Source organism: Paraburkholderia sp. RL17-337-BIB-A, assembly GCF_046025895.1.
GTDB lineage: Bacteria > Pseudomonadota > Gammaproteobacteria > Burkholderiales > Burkholderiaceae > Paraburkholderia > Paraburkholderia fungorum_C.
In genome coordinates this window covers 3,487,452-3,503,763 of record NZ_JARESY010000001.1, presented here as the reverse complement: position 1 = coordinate 3,503,763, position 16,312 = coordinate 3,487,452, and the positions used below count along the sequence as shown (strand labels likewise).

Sequence of the window (16,312 nt, the reverse complement as noted above, 5' to 3'; positions counted from 1 at the left end):
TATTCACCGCCGAGTCCGACATTCCGTGACCACCACTTCGACCCCGCATGACGCTGTACCCGTGCCGCGCGGCACGCTGATGATTCAGGGCACCACCTCCGACGCGGGCAAGAGCACGCTCGTCGCGGGTTTGTGCCGGCTGGCGCGCCGCGCCGGCGTGCGGGTCGCGCCGTTCAAGCCGCAGAACATGGCGCTCAATAGCGCGGTGACGGTCGACGGCGGCGAGATCGGCCGCGCGCAAGCTTTGCAGGCGGTGGCCGCGGGCATCGCCGCGCACACCGATCTGAACCCCGTGCTGCTCAAACCGACGAGCGACCGCGGCGCGCAAGTGATCATCCACGGCAAGGCGCGCATGAATCTCGACGCGCGCGCGTATCACGACTACAAGCCGGTCGCGTTCGAAGCCGTGCTGGAATCGTATGCGCGTCTGCAGGCGGCGTACGACACGATCTTCGTCGAAGGCGCGGGCAGCCCCGCTGAGATCAATCTGCGTGAGCGCGATATCGCCAACATGGGTTTCGCTGAAGCGGTCGATTGTCCGGTTGTCCTGGTGGCCGACATCGACCGCGGTGGGGTGTTCGCGCATCTGACCGGTACGCTCGCGTGTCTGTCGGAAAGCGAGCAGGCGCGGGTGCGTGGCTTCATCATCAACCGCTTTCGCGGCGACGTCGGTTTGCTCAAGCCCGGGCTCGACTGGCTCGAAGCGAAGACCGGCAAGCCGGTGCTCGGCGTCGTGCCCTACCTGCACGGTCTGACGCTCGACGCCGAAGACATGCTGCCGCCCGAACTGCGCGCCGCGCATAGCGGCCACAGCGACGCGGCGGGCCGGATGTTGCGGGTGGTCGTGCCGGTGTTGCCGCACATCAGCAACCACACCGATTTCGACGCGCTGCGCGCGCATCCGCAGGTCGATTTTCATTACGTGCGAAGCGGCACGCCGCCTCCGCCAGCCGATCTGATCATCTTGCCGGGCTCGAAGAATGTACCGGGCGACCTGGCCTTTTTGCGTGCGCAGGGCTGGGATGCGGTGCTGCAACGGCATCTGCGCTACGGCGGCCGTGTGATCGGGATTTGTGGCGGCATGCAGATGCTGGGGCGCGAAGTGGCCGATCCGCACGGCGTGGAAGGCGCGCCTGGAACGAGCGTGGGCCTCGGCTGGTTCGATTATTCGACCGTGTTGACGCGTGAAAAGACGCTGAAGAACGTGACAGGGCGCCTTGCATTGGCGGGTTCGCCCGAGGTCGCCGGCTACGAGATTCACATGGGAGAGACGCAAGGCCCGGCGCTGAATGCCCCCGCGCTGCAATTGGGCGAAGCGCCAAATGTTCATCCCGACGGCGCGATCTCGGCCGATGGCCAGATCCTCGCTACCTACGTGCACGGCCTGTTCGATACGCCGGCCGCGTGCGCCGCATTGCTCGCGTGGGCGGGGTTGAGCGATGCCGGGAAAATCGACTATCCGGCGTTGCGTGAGGCTTCGCTGGATCGTCTGGCCGACACGCTCGCCGAACATCTCGATCTGTCGAAGCTTTTTGCTGCGATTGGGTGACGGAGTCGATCGGATAGTCGTGATTTTCCCGTATTGGGAAACAATCAAGACCTAAAGGGCAGATTTTTGCCTCATTGCACCTCGCCGGATAACGAAAAAAGCACGCGCCGTGAGGCCGCGTGCTTTTTTGTGGCGCTGCGCCCAGATACTTTGGGCACTTCGACCCCGTCGCCACGCCCGCATCACTCAGTCAATACAACACCATCTGCGTACAGCGAAACAGCGCGATCGTCTTGCCGTTCGGATCGGTGACGGTGGCGTCCCACACCTGCGTACTGCGGCCCAGATGCACGGCCTTGGCGACCGCGCGGATCGTGCCCTCCGTCGCCGTACCGAGAAAATTGCTTTTCAGCTCCACGGTGGTGAAATTGCGCGCCTTCTCGGGCAGGTGCGCGAGGCACGCATAGCCGCAGGCGGTATCGGCGAGACCGATCACGGTGGCGGCATGCAGAAAGCCGTTCGGTGCCAGCAATTCCTCGCGCACGGTCAATTCCGCGCTCAGGGTGCCATGCTCCAGCGCCAGAATATGCACGCCCAGCAAATCGGGCAGCGTGCCCTTCTGGCGCTCATGCAGGCGCTCGATAGTGTATTCCGGGCGGAGTTTGCTCATGAGATTGGGTTCCTCGATGGAAAAATCAGTGGGATAGGGCAGTCAATTAGCCGTTTGGGGGCTTCGGCCCCGGTCCATTTGTCGATATTATCAACGGCTGGATCGGCGGGTGAACCTGAAACGGCACGAATCAGGACACGCCCGTGCAAGTCGGAGCAAACAGCGCGGCAAACCGGCTGGCGGCGCCCAGCCTTCTTTCCGGGAGAATTCATGACGGTGATCGTGGTGGCGAATCCGAAGGGCGGCGTGGGCAAAAGCACGCTGTCCACCAATCTGGCAGGCTATTTCGCGTCGCTCGGGGAATGGGTCGCGCTGGCGGACCTCGACAAACAGCACTCCGCGCAGGCGTGGCTGTCGCTACGGCCCCCTGCGCTGCCGCCCATCGAGACCTGGGAGGTCGATCCGGAAAACCCCGTCAAACCACCCAGAGGTCTGGAGCACGCGGTAGTCGACACGCCGGCCGGGTTGCACGGCAACCGTCTGAATATCGCGCTGGATCTGGCCGACAAGGTGATCGTGCCGTTGCAGCCTTCCATGTTCGATATTCTCGCCACCCAGGAATTTCTCGAGCGGCTGGCAAAAGAGAAGGCGGTCAGGAAAGGCGCGATCGAGATCGGCGTCGTGGGCATGCGCGTCGACGCGCGCACGCGCTCAGCGGAGCAGTTGCATCGTTTTGTCGAGGGATTGAAGCTGCCGGTGCTGGGCTATCTGCGCGACACGCAGAATTACGTGCAACTCGCAGCGCACGGCCTGACGCTGTGGGACGTCGCAAAAAGCCGCGTGGAGAAGGATCTGGAGCAGTGGCAACCGATCATCCAATGGACTGACGGCGCCGGCAAGAAGGCTTGAGGTGAGTTTGGGCGGCTCCAGGCGGCCTCAGTCGGCTCAGAGCGAGCCTGAGGCGCCCTTGAAGCAGGCTTGATGAGAAGTCTTACGTGCCCGCGGGACGTCCTTGAAGCGTGCCTGAAATGCCGTCCAGACACGCGGCGTGGCAGCCCGCCGCTCAAAACTGCGCCGTGAACGACAGGCTCAGGTCCAGTTCTGGGTCGGCACGTGATCGCGGCTGCCCTTGATTTTGTTGTTGTCGTCGACGAACACCAGATCCGGTTTCCAGCCTGCCTTCAGTTCCGTTTCGTCGACCACCGCGAATGCCGCGATGATCACCAGATCGCCTAGTTGTGCGCGCCGCGCAGCCGAACCGTTCAGCGAAATCATGCCGCTGCCGCGTTCGCCCTTGATCGCATACGTCGAAAAACGCTCGCCGTTGTTGATGTTCCAGATGTCGATCCGCTCGTTTTCAACGATGTTCGCGGCTTCCAGCAAGTCTTCGTCGATCGCGCACGAGCCTTCGTAATGCAGCTCGCAGTGCGTGACCGCGACGCGATGGATTTTCGACTTCAGCATGTTGCGTTGCATGACCAATCCCTTGTGGCTTCTTATGCGCGCTTGCGCAGACTAAGACGGCTTCAGATTTCGAGGTTGTCGATGAGCCGAGTGGTGCCGAGCCTGGCGGCGGCCAGCACGACCAACTCCGCGTTCGCGTCTTGCGGGTTCGTCGGCGGCAGCAGATTCGAGCGCTTGCGCACGGCGATGTAGTCAGGCTGCCAGCCGCGCGCGGCGAGTGCCGCCATTGCCGCCTGTTCGAGTTTCGCGAAGTCGGGATCGCCGGCGAGCACCGCATCGCGCACGCGATTGAGCTCGGCGGCCAGCACCGGCGCCTCAGCGCGCTCGGCCGTCTGCAGAAAGCGGTTGCGCGAACTGAGCGCGAGGCCGTCGGCGTCACGCACGGTTTCCGCCGCGATGATGTCGGTTGGCAGGGCGAACTGGTGGCACATGCTGCGCACGATCATCAATTGCTGATAATCCTTTTTGCCGAACACCGCGACGCGCGGCTGCACGCACGACATCAGCTTCATCACCACCGTGCACACGCCCTGGAAGAAGCCCGGCCGGAATTCGCCTTCGAGGATGTCGCCGAGATCGTGCGGCGGATGCACACGGTACTCCTGCGGCTCCGGATACAGATCGCGCTCCGTCGGCGCGAACAGCACGTAGACGCCCTCTTTCTGCAGCTTGTCGATGTCGGCTTCGAGCGTGCGCGGGTATTTGTCGAAATCTTCGTTCGGGCCGAACTGCAAGCGGTTGACGAAGATGCTCGCCACCACCGGATCGCCGTGCTGGCGCGCGAGGCGCATCAGCGACAGATGGCCCTCATGCAGGTTGCCCATGGTCGGCACAAAGGCGGTGCGATTCTGGCCGCGCAACTGGTCGCGCAATTCATGGATCGAGCTGATGACTTTCATGATCGGACAGGAATTTCCTCGCGCGGTGCGCGGCTCGGTGGGCGCAAAAAATCAGGTTTTCGCACGTCCCGCGGCCTCGCTGGTGATGACAGGTTCGGAGCGCGGGATTGTAGTGGAATTGTTCCGGCGGCGCACCAAGGTAGTGGATTTTGTTCCGTGGAGCGCACTGAAACGAGGCGTCCGCGGCAGCAATGGCGCACGCAGACCCCGTTTTGCGGCTTCAGGCCGGCAGATAGGCGAGGCGCACATAGATCGGCGCGAACGGCTCAGCCTGAGTGATTTCGATGAGCGACTCACGGCACAACTCGAGCATGGCGATGAAATTCACCACGACTACGGGCACGCCCTTGCTCGTGTCGAACAGATCGGAGAATTCCATGAAACGCGCGTTCTGCAAGCGCCGCAGGATCGTGCTCATATGCTCGCGTACCGACAATTCCTCGCGCGAAATCTTGTGATGCTGAACCAGCTTGGCGCGCTTGATCACGTCGGCCCACGCGGCGCGCAGGTCTTCGCTATCCACATCCGGAAAGCGCGGCGTGATGCTTTGCTCGATATACACCTCGGCGCGCAGGAAATCGCGACCAAGTTGCGGCAGATGGTCGATGCGCTGTGCGGCCAGCTTCATCTGCTCGTATTCGAGCAGGCGGCGTACCAGTTCCGCACGCGGATCCTCGGCTTCGTCGCCGCTATCGGCCTTCTTCACCGGCAACAGCATGCGCGACTTGATCTCGATCAGCATCGCGGCCATCAGCAGATACTCGGACGCGAGTTCGAGATTGGTCTGACGCAACTGGTCGACGTAGCCGAGGTATTGGACCGTGACATCCGCCATCGGGATGTCGAGCACATTGAAATTCTGCTTGCGGATCAGGTACAGCAACAGATCCAGCGGGCCTTCGAAGGTTTCGAGAAACACCTCCAGCGCGTCCGGCGGAATGTACAGATCCGTCGGCAGCTTGAAGAGCGGCTCGCCGTACAGGCGCGCGAACGCAATGCCGTCGACGATGTCCGGCGTTGAATCGGTGGCGGGCGCGGCAAGCGCGGCGTCGGGCGCCGGCGTGGCGCCCTTTGCCTCGTCGGCGTGACTCACGCGCTTAGAAGTTTTGATAGTACGAGTAAGGCGTCTGCTCTACGCGCGAGGCTTTCTGCTCGGCGCGTTCTTCGAGGTCGATCGGCTGTTTGTCCCACAGCAGCGCCCGGCCACGGCGCTGTTCAGCTTCCAGATTCGGTTTTTGTTGCTTGAGCTGGTTCAGGAACTGGGTGATGTCCGATTGATACATGGCTAGACGTCCGTGGTTTGGGAAATGGCGGCTGCCCGGCGGGAATCCGCGTGGCGTCGCTGCTATTCCATAATTTTACCGCATGCGCCGCGCGCGGTCGAAAAACGCTGGCTCGACGCGAGCAGCCAGCATGCAAAAACGTCCGGAACCCGCGCTGCTGCGATGCGTCAAAGGCGGGCGCGTCGCTGGCGGACAGTGTGCGAATCCGGGATGTGCGTCCGGGCGGATAGCGTTGCGCAGACTAATTCAGCGCGGCGTACCAGCCAAGGGGCGCGCCGTTCCCGACGCGGCAAACGCGCCTTTTTAAGACGTGGCGCGGCTTCGCCGATGTGGTCAAATAGCGCGAGCTTCGGCCGCCGCGGCGCGCCAGAGCGACAGAATTCATCAACCACGGCCGGAGGTCCTGCTTGGCGGGGTGTGCGATCGAAGAGCCGCGTATGCGGCGCGGCAAAAGCGGTGACGCGCGCGGGCATCTGGTGCTTATTCGGCGCTGGCTGCGCGCGTGGCTCACGTTCGGCATCGTCATGCTCATGCTGGCCACGGTCGACGCGCACGCGGCGCGGCGCGCCGCCGCCAGCTACAAGGTCGATATCGAAGCCACGCCGCGCTCGCTGCGCAAGCTGCTTGAAGCGCATCTGGACGTGGCGCGGTTCGCCAAGCGTCCCGACATCAGCGACGACCAGTTCGAATTCCTGATTACCGCCACGCCCCAGCAGGTGCGCGATCTGGCCGCCACGCAGGGCTATTTCACGCCGGTCGTGCGGACCGATGTGCGCACCGTCGACGACCAGAAGCGCGTCACGGTGAGCGTCGATCCCGGCCCGCAAACCCTCATCTCGGCGATTTCGCTGTCTTTTCGGGGCCCGGTGCTGACCGAAGACCCGGCGCAGGAAAACGCCGCGCGCTTCGCGTTTTCACTGCATGAAGGCGATCCGTTTTCGCAAGGCGACTGGGACGACGCGAAAAACGCGTCGCTCAAGGCCTTGCAGGCGCGCCGTTATCTGGGCGCGAAGATTTATCACTCCGAGGCGCGTATCGACCCGCGCACGCACGAAGCGAAGTTGTCGGTGACGTTTGAAAGCGGCCCGACCTTTACGATGGGCAAGCTCGACGTATCCGGCACGCGGCGCTATCCGGAACAGATCGTCGACAACGTGAATCCGATTTCGGTCGGCGATATCTACGACGTGCAGCGCGTCGCCGAATTGCAGCGGCAGTTGCAGAACACGCCGTACTATGCGAGCGTGGCGATCGACGTGGATAGCGATCCGGCCAAGCCGGTCGACACGCCGATGCACGTGAAGGTGTCGGAATATCCGTACAACAGTATCCGCGGCGGGGTCGGTTACTCGACCGACAACGGCCCGTTGGTCCAGGGTTCGTACTCGTATCTCGACACGTTCGGCAAGGCGTGGCCGTTCACGATCAGCGGACGCATCGACCAGATCCAGCAGTACGGACAGATTCAACTCGCGATGCCGCCGGGGTCGCGCGCATGGACCAACAGCGTGCTGGCTTCCTACACCACGACCGACGTCTCCGACACCCGCATCTACAGTATTCGCGGCGGCGTGCAGCGGGCCCGTACGTCGCAATTCATCGACTACAACTACGCGATCCTTTACTACCAGGACCGGCTCGACCAGAACGCGATCGCGCCGACCACCAGCCGCGCCCTGGTGCCGTCATGGTCGTGGACCCGCCGCAATACCGACGACCCGCTGTTTCCGCGTTCGGGCAACCTGATTCACGTCGAAGCGGGCTTCGCGGTCAAAGGCGTGCTGACCGATCAGACGTTCGTGCGCGGCTACGCCCGCGGCCAGCAGTACCTGCCGATCGGCAAGGAAGACCTCGTGCTGTTCCGTGCCGAACTCGGCGGCGTGTTCACGAGCGGCAGTTCGAGCGGGATTCCGGCTTCGCTGCTGTTCCGCGCGGGTGGGTCGAATTCGATACGTGGCTACAGCTATGAGAGCATCGGTAACAACGTCGACGGGTCGGTGCTGCCTACCAAGTATCTCGTGACGGCGTCGGCCGAATATCAGCACTGGTTCACGCACGACTGGGGCGCAGCCGCGTTCTTCGACGTCGGTACGGCTACCGATACCTGGGGCGAGAAAGTCTTTTATCCCGGCGTCGGTGTCGGGGCGCGTTGGCGCAGCCCGGTTGGCCCGGTCAATGTCGACGTCGCCTACGGCATCCGCAACAGGAGCGTGCGGCCGTACCTGACGCTCGGCATCGCCTTCTGATGGAAACCTGCGCTTACATGATCCACGCATGACCACGGACGTTTCCGCCCAACCACCCGCGCAGCCGCCCGGCGCTCATCCGCCTGGACCGCCGCCCGGACAGCAGCCTCCGCCTGACGCGCCGCAGCCGAAACGCCGTCGCGGCCGCCTGCTGCTGAAAACGCTTGTGTGGACGGTGGCCGTGCTGGTGTTGCTGGTTGCCGTGGCAATCGGCCTGCTGTACGGCGCGCTGACGACCGAGCGCGGGACTGCCTACGCGTGGCAGGCGGCCGTCAAGCTGCTCGGCGGCAAACTGACCGGCACTCTGGACAGCGGTGCGCTTTCGACCGGCGTGCAACTGCGGCAGGTGCGCTGGCGCAGTCTCGACGGCAGCGGCACCGATATCCAGATCGACCGCGTGGCCGGCCGCTGGGCACTTTCGCGCAAGCCCTGGCGCTTCGCGATCGATTATCTGCATATCGGTACGATCGACGCCCGTGTCGGCGCTTCGTCGTCGAGCAGCAGCGGACCGCTGAAACTGCCGCAAGACCTGCGCTTGCCGATGCAACTCGAGGTGCGCGATGTGCAGGTCGACAAACTGCTGTTGCGCCAGGGCGGGTCGACGACCGAGCTTTCCCGCTTCATGTTCCACGGCCGCAGTGACGGCCGGCACCACGAAGCCGCGATCGAACGGTTGGACACGCCGTTCGGCGCGCTGACGGCGGCGGCCAGGCTCGACGGGGTGCGGCCGTTTCCGTTGACTGGCGACGTCGGCTATTCCGGCAAGGTCAACAACGAGGCGGTGCAGGTGGGCGGCCATCTGAGCGGCTCGCTGGAAAATCTCATTGCCGAACTCGATGCCAGCGGCATGAAGCTCGCCGGCCATGCACGGGTCGAGGCCACGCCATTCGGCGACGTGCCGTTGCAACGCGCCACGCTGACTTTCGATCACGTCAATCCGCAGGCATTTGCGCCGGGTGCGCCGCTGGCGGACCTGGCGGTGCGGGCGGAACTTGCGCCGGTGGGGCAGGGTGCGGCAGGGGCGGTGATATTGGGCGCGGCTAGTGGGGCGAGCGGGGTGAGTGGCGCTCGCGCGACAGGGGCGGCGAGTCCCGCCGGCGCTTCCGGCACCGCGAGTGCCGGCAATGCTGGCAGCACCAACAGTAGTGCCGGTAACGCGAGTGCTGGCAGCACCAGTAGTGCCACTAGCGCTGCCCCGAACAACGCTTCCGGCATTGCCGAGCGGCACGTTGTCAAAAACGGCAAAGGCGGCGTCAACACCGACGCGACAGAAAAAGGCGCAGCGGGTTTCGTCGTCGCCGGTCATGTCTCGATCGTCAACGCCAAACCCGGTGCAATCGACCAGAACCTGCTGCCTTTGATCGACGCGCAAACCGACGTGCGCCTCGACGCCCAGGCGCAGCGCATCTCGAACCTGAACGTACGGCTGGTGAAGAGCGCCACGCTCACCGGCGGCGGCGCGCTGACCGGCAAGCGCGGCCAGTTCGACCTGCACGTGGCCGGGCTCGACCTGAACGCGCTCGAAGCGACCGTGCGGCCGACCCAGCTTTCCGGTCCGATCGGCATCCGTCTGAACGACGACGTGCAAAGCCTGACCCTCGACCTCGCCGACCCGAAAGCGGGGCTGCGCGCCCAAGGCAAGGTGACCTTCGACCCGGCGCGAATGAGCTTCAACGACGTGCGGATCACGTCGGGAAAAGGCCGCATCGATCTGTCCGGCGCGCTTAAGCACGACGCGAATTCGACCTACAACCTGAAAGCGCAACTGACGGATTTCGATCCGTTGACGCTGGCTTCGCAGATGCCGTCCCGCACGCCGGTAACCACGGCGGCAGGGACCGCCAAGGCGACTAAGGCGACTAAGGCCACGAAGGCCAAGGCCACCCAAGCCACCCAAGCCACCCAGGCAACCCAGGCAACCCAGGCAACCCAGGCAACCCAAGCAGCCCAAGCAGCCCAAGCAACCACCCTCGCGGGCAGTACGGCCGGCGCCAAAAGCGCGGCGCCTGGCGACAAGGCCGCGGCGGTGGTCAAGAACACGGTCAAGGCGACAGTGAAGGCAGAAGTCGTCCAGCGCAAGGTGCCACCCAAGGCGTCCAAAGCGCCGCCGGCCCGCAAGATCGAGGCACGCGTAAACGGCACGCTCACGGCGGCCGGTGTGCTCGGCCCGGTCTTCACCACCAAGGCCGAACTCAAGCTCGGCCCGAGCGTATACGACGGCCTGCCGTTGACAGGCAGCGGCGTGGTCCAGCTAGCCGGTTCGCGAATTCTGCCGAGCCGCGCGAATCTCTCGGTGGCGGGCAATCAGGTGGACTTGCAGGGCAGCTTCGGCGCGCGCGGTGACCGCCTGCGTTTCCGTGTCGATGCGCCCGAGTTGGAGCGCCTCGGTTTCGGCCTCGCCGGTGACGTCGCCGCGGATGGCGACGTCACCGGCTCGTTCGCACATCCGAATGTCGTGCTGAACTACAAGGCAGACAGTGTGGTCTTCAGCAGCAATCGTATCGGTCATGCGGAAGGCCATGCCGAACTGCGCGACGGTGCGAACGGCGCGCTCGTCTTCACGACCGACGCACGCGATCTCAGCGCGGGCGGCGTCGATCTGACCACGCTCACGGCACGCCTGTCCGGCACGCGCGCGAACCATACGCTGGAGGCGGCGGCCACGGGCAAGCTGCAGGACCGCCCGCTCGATTTGACGCTCGCGGCCAACGGCAAGCTGACTGAAGCACGCGACGGCACGCGCTGGGACGGTACCGTGACGCGCCTGCAGAACCGCGGCACACCGGCGCTCAATCTCGAGTCGCCGCTCGCCGTGAGCGCTGGGCCGAGCCGCCTGACGCTCGGCGCGACACGCCTCACACTCGAAGGCGCGGTGCTGAGCTTGAAATCGTTCGCCTTCGACCACGGCAAGATCCAGTCCGCGGGCACCTTGACCGACATTTCCCTCGCGCGGCTGCAAGATCTGCGGCGCGAAATCACCGGTGCGGCGCACGCCGTCAAAACCGACCTGGTGTTCGATGGCGACTGGGATTTCGCGCTCGGCAGCACTGCGAGCGGCCATATTCAGCTGAAGCGCCGCGGCGGCGACGTGACGGTCGAAATCGGTCGCGGTTTGGCCTCGCTGGGCATCACGGACATGACCGCGCGCGCCGAATTCACCGGCGGCAACCGCCTGAATGCGACCGTCCATGCGCAGGCCAGCCGGATCGGGGTGGTCGACGCCGATGCGCATACCACGCTCGTGATGCGCGACGGCTTTCTGACCGTCAACGAGGAGGGCCCGCTCAGCGGCAACGTGAATGCGAACTTGCCGTCGCTGAAAACGACCGGCGGCCTGTTCGGTCCGAGCTATCTGCTCGACGGCCACCTCGCGCTGAAGCTCGCGCTCGGCGGTACCGTCGCCAGGCCGAATCTGACGGGTTCGCTGCTCGGCGACGGTTTGTCGGCGACGATGGTCGACCAGGGCGTGCAATTGAAGGACGGCGTGGTGCGCATCGCGCTCTCGCAAAATCTGGTGGATTTTCAGCAGGTCGAGTTTCACGGCGCGAGCGGGACGTTGCGCGCCACCGGTCGCGTGCGTCTGGATGGCGCACAGCCGGACCTGACCGCCAGCATCGTCGCGGATAAGCTCGAATTGTTCGCAGCGCCGGACCGCAATCTGTCGCTGTCGGGCAGCGCGAGCGTGGCGAACGCCGGGGCCGAGGGCGGCATGGCGATCAACGGCAAATTCGCGGTCGATCACGCGCTGTTCGATATGCCGGAGCAATCCGCGCCAAAACTCGGCGACGACGTGGTGGTGGTGCGTCCGGACGGCACCGTAGCGGGCGAGCGGCCACCGCCGCAGGTGGCGGGCACCAACAAGCCGATCGGTCCGTTCGCGCCGCGCGCCAATATCGATATCAGTCTCGGCAACAGCTTCCGTTTCCGTGGTTCGGGAGCGGACCTCGGCCTGACCGGCACGATCACCGCGATGAGCGCGCCGAACCTGCCGCTGCGGGCGGTCGGCAATGTCCGCGTGACGCAGGGTTCGACCTACACCGCGTTTGGCCGCAAGCTCAACATCGAGAATGGCTTTTTCACCTTCAACGGTCCGGTGGCCAATCCGGGTATCAACATCCTGGCGATGCGCCGCAATCAGCAGGTCGAGGCGGGCGTGCAGGTGACAGGCACAGTGCAGTTCCCGGTCGCCAAGCTGGTGTCCGAGCCGAGCGTGCCGGACAACGAAAAGCTGTCGTGGCTGCTGTTCGGACACGGCACGGATCAGGGCAACAACCTCGGTCAGCAGAGCACCATGACGACCGCGCTCGCCTTGCTCGGCAGCGCGAGCGGCAAGCGGATCGCGCAGACCTTCGGGCTCGACGAGTTTTCGATCGGCCGAAGCGAAGTCGGGCTGACCGATCCGCAAGTGGTGATGGTGTCGAAGGCGATCAACGAGTGGCTCGTGATCGGCTACGAGCAGGGTCTGCAGTCGGCGAGCAATGCGATCAAGGCGACCGTCAACCTGACGCGCTATTGGTCGGTCGCGGCTTATGGCGGCACGTTCGACGGGCTCGCTCTGCTCTATACGCGGCGCTTCGACCGGATCAACTGGTGATGTCTGGAATGCCGCGCCCGGTGATGCACTGGCGCGGCGTTCCCATGCGTCGATCATCCGCGTTTATTGCGTGGCATACGCGGCCTTGCTCTGCGCTTCAAACTTTTCCCGGTGCGCCTGTTCGCTCTGCAGGCGAGCCCATGTCCGATCGTCTACCAGGTACGTGGACTTGATGTCGGACGCGCCGGGTTGCGGCGGCGCATCGGTTTGAATACTTCTGATGGTATTGCCTTGCAGATTGCGCACCTCCAGGGTGTGCTCGCCGGTCGCGGCGAGATAGAAGCCGTCCCTGAACAGCAGTGCCGCCTGGTTGCGATTGAGCCAGTCCACGGTCTGCTGCTGATCGCGAGAGGACTCGCGTATGAATGCACGGGTGTCTTTATAGGTCTTGGATGCGTCGGGTCCATGCGTCGCAAAGTAAGTGACGCCAGCGGGCAATGCCGAATCCGGATCTTTTTCGAATTCATACTGGGTTCGCGCGCTGCCCGCACTGTTGTCGTAGTAGAGGTTGATGCTTTTCGGCGGCGAATAGGAAGTGTGGCTGCTGTCGGTCAGCTTCCACTGTGAATAGCTGCTGTCATAGGCGTCGCTGCTGACGTATGCATAGCCGGCGTGGGAATAGGTGAGCACCTTGTGATCCTCTTCGTGAATCAGACGGTTGTCCAGGTAGCGGAACACGCCATTCTTGCTTTGCGGATCCTTTGGCGCGTAGTCGAGATACAGGTAACCGTTGCTGCCCACCCGCAAGACTTCGTCTTCGCCGAGTACCTTGGTGTGAAACCGGCCGTCATCGCCCATCCGGAACGTGTGAAAACCGTCCACGTCGGCGGCGTTGTCCGTTACGGTGACGTCGGTGTTTCCGGGGCCGTTGGGCGAAAAGACCTGCCCTGCCGGCGTATGGACGTTGGCCTGTAGCGTGCCGTACGCGCCGTTGTGGGCGATGAGCTTCATGGGTCCCCGATGATCCTGGCCGTGGGCCTGCTGGTCGTTCAGGTAGCCGATTTTATCCAGCGCGTGGTTATAGAAGCTCGCCTGGGTCAGGTTCGACTCCTGCGTGGGCGCATAGATGGTTTTGCCATCCTGCTGCTGGGCGGTGGCGAACGGTCGATGCGCACTGTCGCTCCAGGCCGGGTTGTCGGCGGCGAAGCGTGACAGTTGGGGCTGGGCGCCGGCGGTGCGGGTCTGGTCGTAGACGTCCCAGCGATAGTCCGGGTTGGCGATGAACTTGCCGAGCTTGCCGTTCTCCATTTTTTGCCAGCCGCGAATCTGCGTGTAGTCGATGCGGCCCATCGCGGCGACTTCGCCGGTACCGGTGCGGCGGGCATTGGTGCCGAGTGTGGCATTGACGTCGACCATATTGGGCGTGGGCGCGACCGCGTAGACGTAACCGTTCTTTGCGTCGACGAGTGCCGGATTCTGCTGCGCCGTCTCGAGCTTACGGAAGGTGCCGAGATAGCCGGCGCCGTCGATTACGGAGGGATTGGCTGCACTGTCGAAGTCGTGCATGTCCAGGTTGACCTGTCCGAGCGGTGTCTGCTCGGCGCTGAAACCGCCGAGTTTCTTCAAGTCTGCCGGTGTGGTGATGGAAGGGCGGTACAGCGCCATCGGTTGACGCTCGCCTTCGGTGTCCGCGCTGCGCTTCAGTTCGTTGTGCGGGGGACGATAGCCCGACGGCCCCGGCTGGTCGAAGTCGGGAAGCGGCGGCAAGTCCGCCCGCGGTGGTGTGAGGGATGGCACGGGGATGGGCATAGGCCGCGCGGCATCGGCGGAAGGCTCCGCGTGGTTCGCCGGGAGGGCCGGAAAAGGCGCGATTCCGTAGCCGCCACCCACTGCGCCGAGGCGTTGCTCCGCCATCGGATGCTGCACGACATTTTGCATCGCATAGTACGACGTGCTTGCCGACGAAAACCCCCGCATCACGGGGTAGGCGTTCGCATAATAGTTGGTCAGCGCGTAGGCTAGCTGATCAAAATTCTGGTAGCGGAAGGCGCCTTCGGTCGGGTGATACAGCGCATAGGTATCGTTGCGATAGTCGCCCGAGGTGTGAAGGCGTTGGACGCTAATGGGCAACGGCGGCAGCGAGTTGTCTCCTGACGGAGTAGCCGTGTGGCGGAACGAAAAACCGATGAGGGCGAACGCTTCAGGGTGTCCCATCCTATCGCCAAAGGGGTTGTAGGGCGTGGAGAAATGTCTCTCCAGGTCGCTCACCAAGGCCTCGCCGCTTTGCAGGCCGGTCGCGCCAGGATGCCTGATGTGGTGCGGTAGTGCTCTCGCGTCGCCGTTCCATTCCCCGTTGCTTTCCAGGTTTTCGATGTTCGAGAGCACACCAGCTTGAGAAGCGCCTCCGTCATCGTGGGCTGCCGCGAGGATTCCCGCCGCATCGTACAGATTACCCGCCTCTGGGCTACTGGCGGCCTGGTACATGACCGCCATGGTCGTGCCGAAGTAGGGCGCGGCAGCAGGTTCCGGCGACGGGCCGCCTTGATCGGCATTGCCCCGTCGCGCCAGATGAAACGCCGTTACGTTGTCGGCGGCGGAGGCGGGGCGATAGAGCGAATCCCGGTCGGCGTAGTTGGCCCGCTGTTGCGGTGTCGCACCAGGCGGCGAGAGGCTGCTTTGCAGGTTGATAAGGTGATTTCGGTAAAGGACTTGCATCGCCCCTTGCGGAAGAGTGCCGATGTTGGGATTCGGCGGCGGTTGTACGTTCTGAGGATCGAACTGGCGGAGGGGGGGATCCGCCGGCCCCGAGGATGGCAGCCCGCGTTTCGCGGGGCCCGATCGCGGCGATTGCTCCCCTGCCTTGCCCTGTCGCACCGGTGCGGTTGCCGAGGGCGCGGCCGCGGGTAGCGCGACTCGTTCGCGGCTTGGCGAGGCGAGCGAACGTGCGGTTTCATTGGCCAGCGGAGCAATCAGATGCTGCACGCGGAGTGCAACCGGCGACCTCGGATCAGGCGAGGACGGCGGTTCGGCTGGACTCGCAGCGGTCTGCGCATCTGGCTTCGCATTTTGCGCAACGGCTGGGGAAGGCAGGGAGGAAGCGTCTCCCTCAGTAGGAAGAGGCAGTGTGCTTGCGCTATATCCTTCAACTCGCATGATAGGGTCCTCTGGTTGTGACGCAACGTCCGGTCAGTGAGTGGATACCGGGCCGGTTTCAATATTGGTTAGCTTTGCATATTGAAAAGAGAGGGTGTCATACCAGGGTAATGCAGCGCGCGCCGCGGCGCATGGAGCAGTCTGGCGCGGATGTTTGATGATCGATATATTCGCAAGATCGAAACCACCGAATGAGGTGCGAACAATATGAAAAAGGGCGCAACGACCGAGAACGAATCCCCTTCCCGTCTGATCGACGCGAGGATCAAGGAACTGGACGACTGGAGGGGCACGATGCTCTCCGATCTTCGCGTGCTCATCAAACAGGCTCTGCCTGAGGTGGTTGAGGAGTGGAAGTGGAGAGGCGTTCCGGTTTGGTACCACGACGGAATGATCTGCACCGGCGAGACGTACAAGAGCGCCGTGAAGGTGACTTTTGCCAAAGGCGCTTCACTCGACGACCCTTCAGGACTATTCAACGCCAGCCTTGAAGGCAACACCAGGCGCGCTATCGATTTTCACGAGGGCGATGAAATAAATGAGACCGCCTTCAAGAAGCTCATACGCGCCGCCGCAGCACTGAACAAATCGTCGGGCCGGTAGTCGTCGGCGCCGGAGCCGGCGCTTGGGCGCC

General features: G+C 63.9%; 11 protein-coding genes. 5 read left to right on the top strand and 6 right to left on the bottom strand.

The genetic code is table 11. The features are described from left to right. Positions 1 to 79: 79 nt before the first annotated feature. Positions 80 to 1,549 (top strand): cobyric acid synthase, encoded by a 1,470-nt coding sequence (locus tag P0D84_RS15660; protein WP_408339846.1) that lies wholly within the window; start codon positions 80 to 82, stop codon positions 1,547 to 1,549. Between the two features lie 190 nt (positions 1,550 to 1,739). Here P0D84_RS15660 and P0D84_RS15655 read toward each other — a convergent pair whose 3' ends face one another. Next, on the bottom strand, positions 1,740 to 2,159 hold the full coding sequence (locus tag P0D84_RS15655; RefSeq protein ID WP_408337789.1) for a PaaI family thioesterase: 420 nt from the start codon (positions 2,157 to 2,159) through the stop codon (positions 1,740 to 1,742). A gap of 210 nt (positions 2,160 to 2,369) precedes the next feature. Between P0D84_RS15655 and P0D84_RS15650 the strand changes: the two genes are divergently transcribed. Then, the gene (locus P0D84_RS15650; RefSeq protein ID WP_408337787.1) at positions 2,370 to 3,008 is read left to right on the top strand and encodes a ParA family protein; all 639 of its coding nucleotides are present in this window, start codon (positions 2,370 to 2,372) and stop codon (positions 3,006 to 3,008) included. A 180-nt stretch (positions 3,009 to 3,188) separates the two neighbouring features. Here P0D84_RS15650 and panD read toward each other — a convergent pair whose 3' ends face one another. From panD to P0D84_RS15630, 4 genes are all read right to left on the bottom strand, one after another. After that, positions 3,189 to 3,575 (bottom strand): aspartate 1-decarboxylase, encoded by a 387-nt coding sequence (panD, locus tag P0D84_RS15645; protein WP_179736705.1) that lies wholly within the window; start codon positions 3,573 to 3,575, stop codon positions 3,189 to 3,191. Between the two features lie 50 nt (positions 3,576 to 3,625). Continuing rightward, a complete protein-coding gene (gene panC, locus P0D84_RS15640) occupies positions 3,626 to 4,462 on the bottom strand; it encodes a pantoate--beta-alanine ligase (protein WP_408337784.1) in 837 nt (278 codons plus the stop codon). Positions 4,463 to 4,682: 220 nt separating this feature from the next. Further along, positions 4,683 to 5,555, bottom strand: a complete 873-nt coding sequence (locus tag P0D84_RS15635; RefSeq protein WP_179736708.1) for a segregation and condensation protein A — start codon at positions 5,553 to 5,555, stop codon at positions 4,683 to 4,685. A 4-nt stretch (positions 5,556 to 5,559) separates the two neighbouring features. Next, positions 5,560 to 5,745, bottom strand: a complete 186-nt coding sequence (locus tag P0D84_RS15630; RefSeq protein WP_007175923.1) for a DUF3460 family protein — start codon at positions 5,743 to 5,745, stop codon at positions 5,560 to 5,562. A gap of 437 nt (positions 5,746 to 6,182) precedes the next feature. On the opposite strand from P0D84_RS15630, the gene P0D84_RS15625 reads away from it, so the two are divergent. Together P0D84_RS15625 and P0D84_RS15620 are read left to right on the top strand one after the other, a co-directional pair. Then, complete coding sequence (locus P0D84_RS15625; RefSeq protein WP_459252203.1) at positions 6,183 to 7,991, top strand: autotransporter assembly complex protein TamA; 1,809 nt, start codon at positions 6,183 to 6,185, stop codon at positions 7,989 to 7,991. 28 nt (positions 7,992 to 8,019) lie between these two features. Then, on the top strand, positions 8,020 to 12,585 hold the full coding sequence (locus P0D84_RS15620; protein ID WP_408337779.1) for a translocation/assembly module TamB domain-containing protein: 4,566 nt from the start codon (positions 8,020 to 8,022) through the stop codon (positions 12,583 to 12,585). A gap of 63 nt (positions 12,586 to 12,648) precedes the next feature. Here the strand turns inward: P0D84_RS15620 and P0D84_RS15615 are convergent, their stop codons facing one another. Beyond that, positions 12,649 to 15,240 carry an enterotoxin A family protein gene (locus P0D84_RS15615; protein WP_408337777.1) on the bottom strand — a complete coding sequence of 864 codons (2,592 nt, stop codon included), beginning with the start codon at positions 15,238 to 15,240 and terminating at the stop codon, positions 12,649 to 12,651. 645 nt (positions 15,241 to 15,885) lie between these two features. Between P0D84_RS15615 and P0D84_RS15610 the strand changes: the two genes are divergently transcribed. After that, the gene (locus P0D84_RS15610; RefSeq protein ID WP_408337775.1) at positions 15,886 to 16,281 is read left to right on the top strand and encodes a DUF1801 domain-containing protein; all 396 of its coding nucleotides are present in this window, start codon (positions 15,886 to 15,888) and stop codon (positions 16,279 to 16,281) included. Positions 16,282 to 16,312 lie beyond the last annotated feature (31 nt).

Coding starts and splice junctions, on each gene's coding strand:
- P0D84_RS15660 (WP_408339846.1), top strand. CDS start 80: ATGATTCAGGGCACCACCTCCGACGCGGGCAAGAGCACGCTCGTCGCG.
- P0D84_RS15655 (WP_408337789.1), bottom strand. CDS start 2,159: ATGAGCAAACTCCGCCCGGAATACACTATCGAGCGCCTGCATGAGCGC.
- P0D84_RS15650 (WP_408337787.1), top strand. CDS start 2,370: ATGACGGTGATCGTGGTGGCGAATCCGAAGGGCGGCGTGGGCAAAAGC.
- panD (WP_179736705.1), bottom strand. CDS start 3,575: ATGCAACGCAACATGCTGAAGTCGAAAATCCATCGCGTCGCGGTCACG.
- panC (WP_408337784.1), bottom strand. CDS start 4,462: ATGAAAGTCATCAGCTCGATCCATGAATTGCGCGACCAGTTGCGCGGC.
- P0D84_RS15630 (WP_007175923.1), bottom strand. CDS start 5,745: ATGTATCAATCGGACATCACCCAGTTCCTGAACCAGCTCAAGCAACAA.
- P0D84_RS15625 (WP_459252203.1), top strand. CDS start 6,183: ATGCGGCGCGGCAAAAGCGGTGACGCGCGCGGGCATCTGGTGCTTATT.
- P0D84_RS15620 (WP_408337779.1), top strand. CDS start 8,020: ATGACCACGGACGTTTCCGCCCAACCACCCGCGCAGCCGCCCGGCGCT.
- P0D84_RS15615 (WP_408337777.1), bottom strand. CDS start 15,240: ATGCAAGTCCTTTACCGAAATCACCTTATCAACCTGCAAAGCAGCCTC.
- P0D84_RS15610 (WP_408337775.1), top strand. CDS start 15,886: ATGAAAAAGGGCGCAACGACCGAGAACGAATCCCCTTCCCGTCTGATC.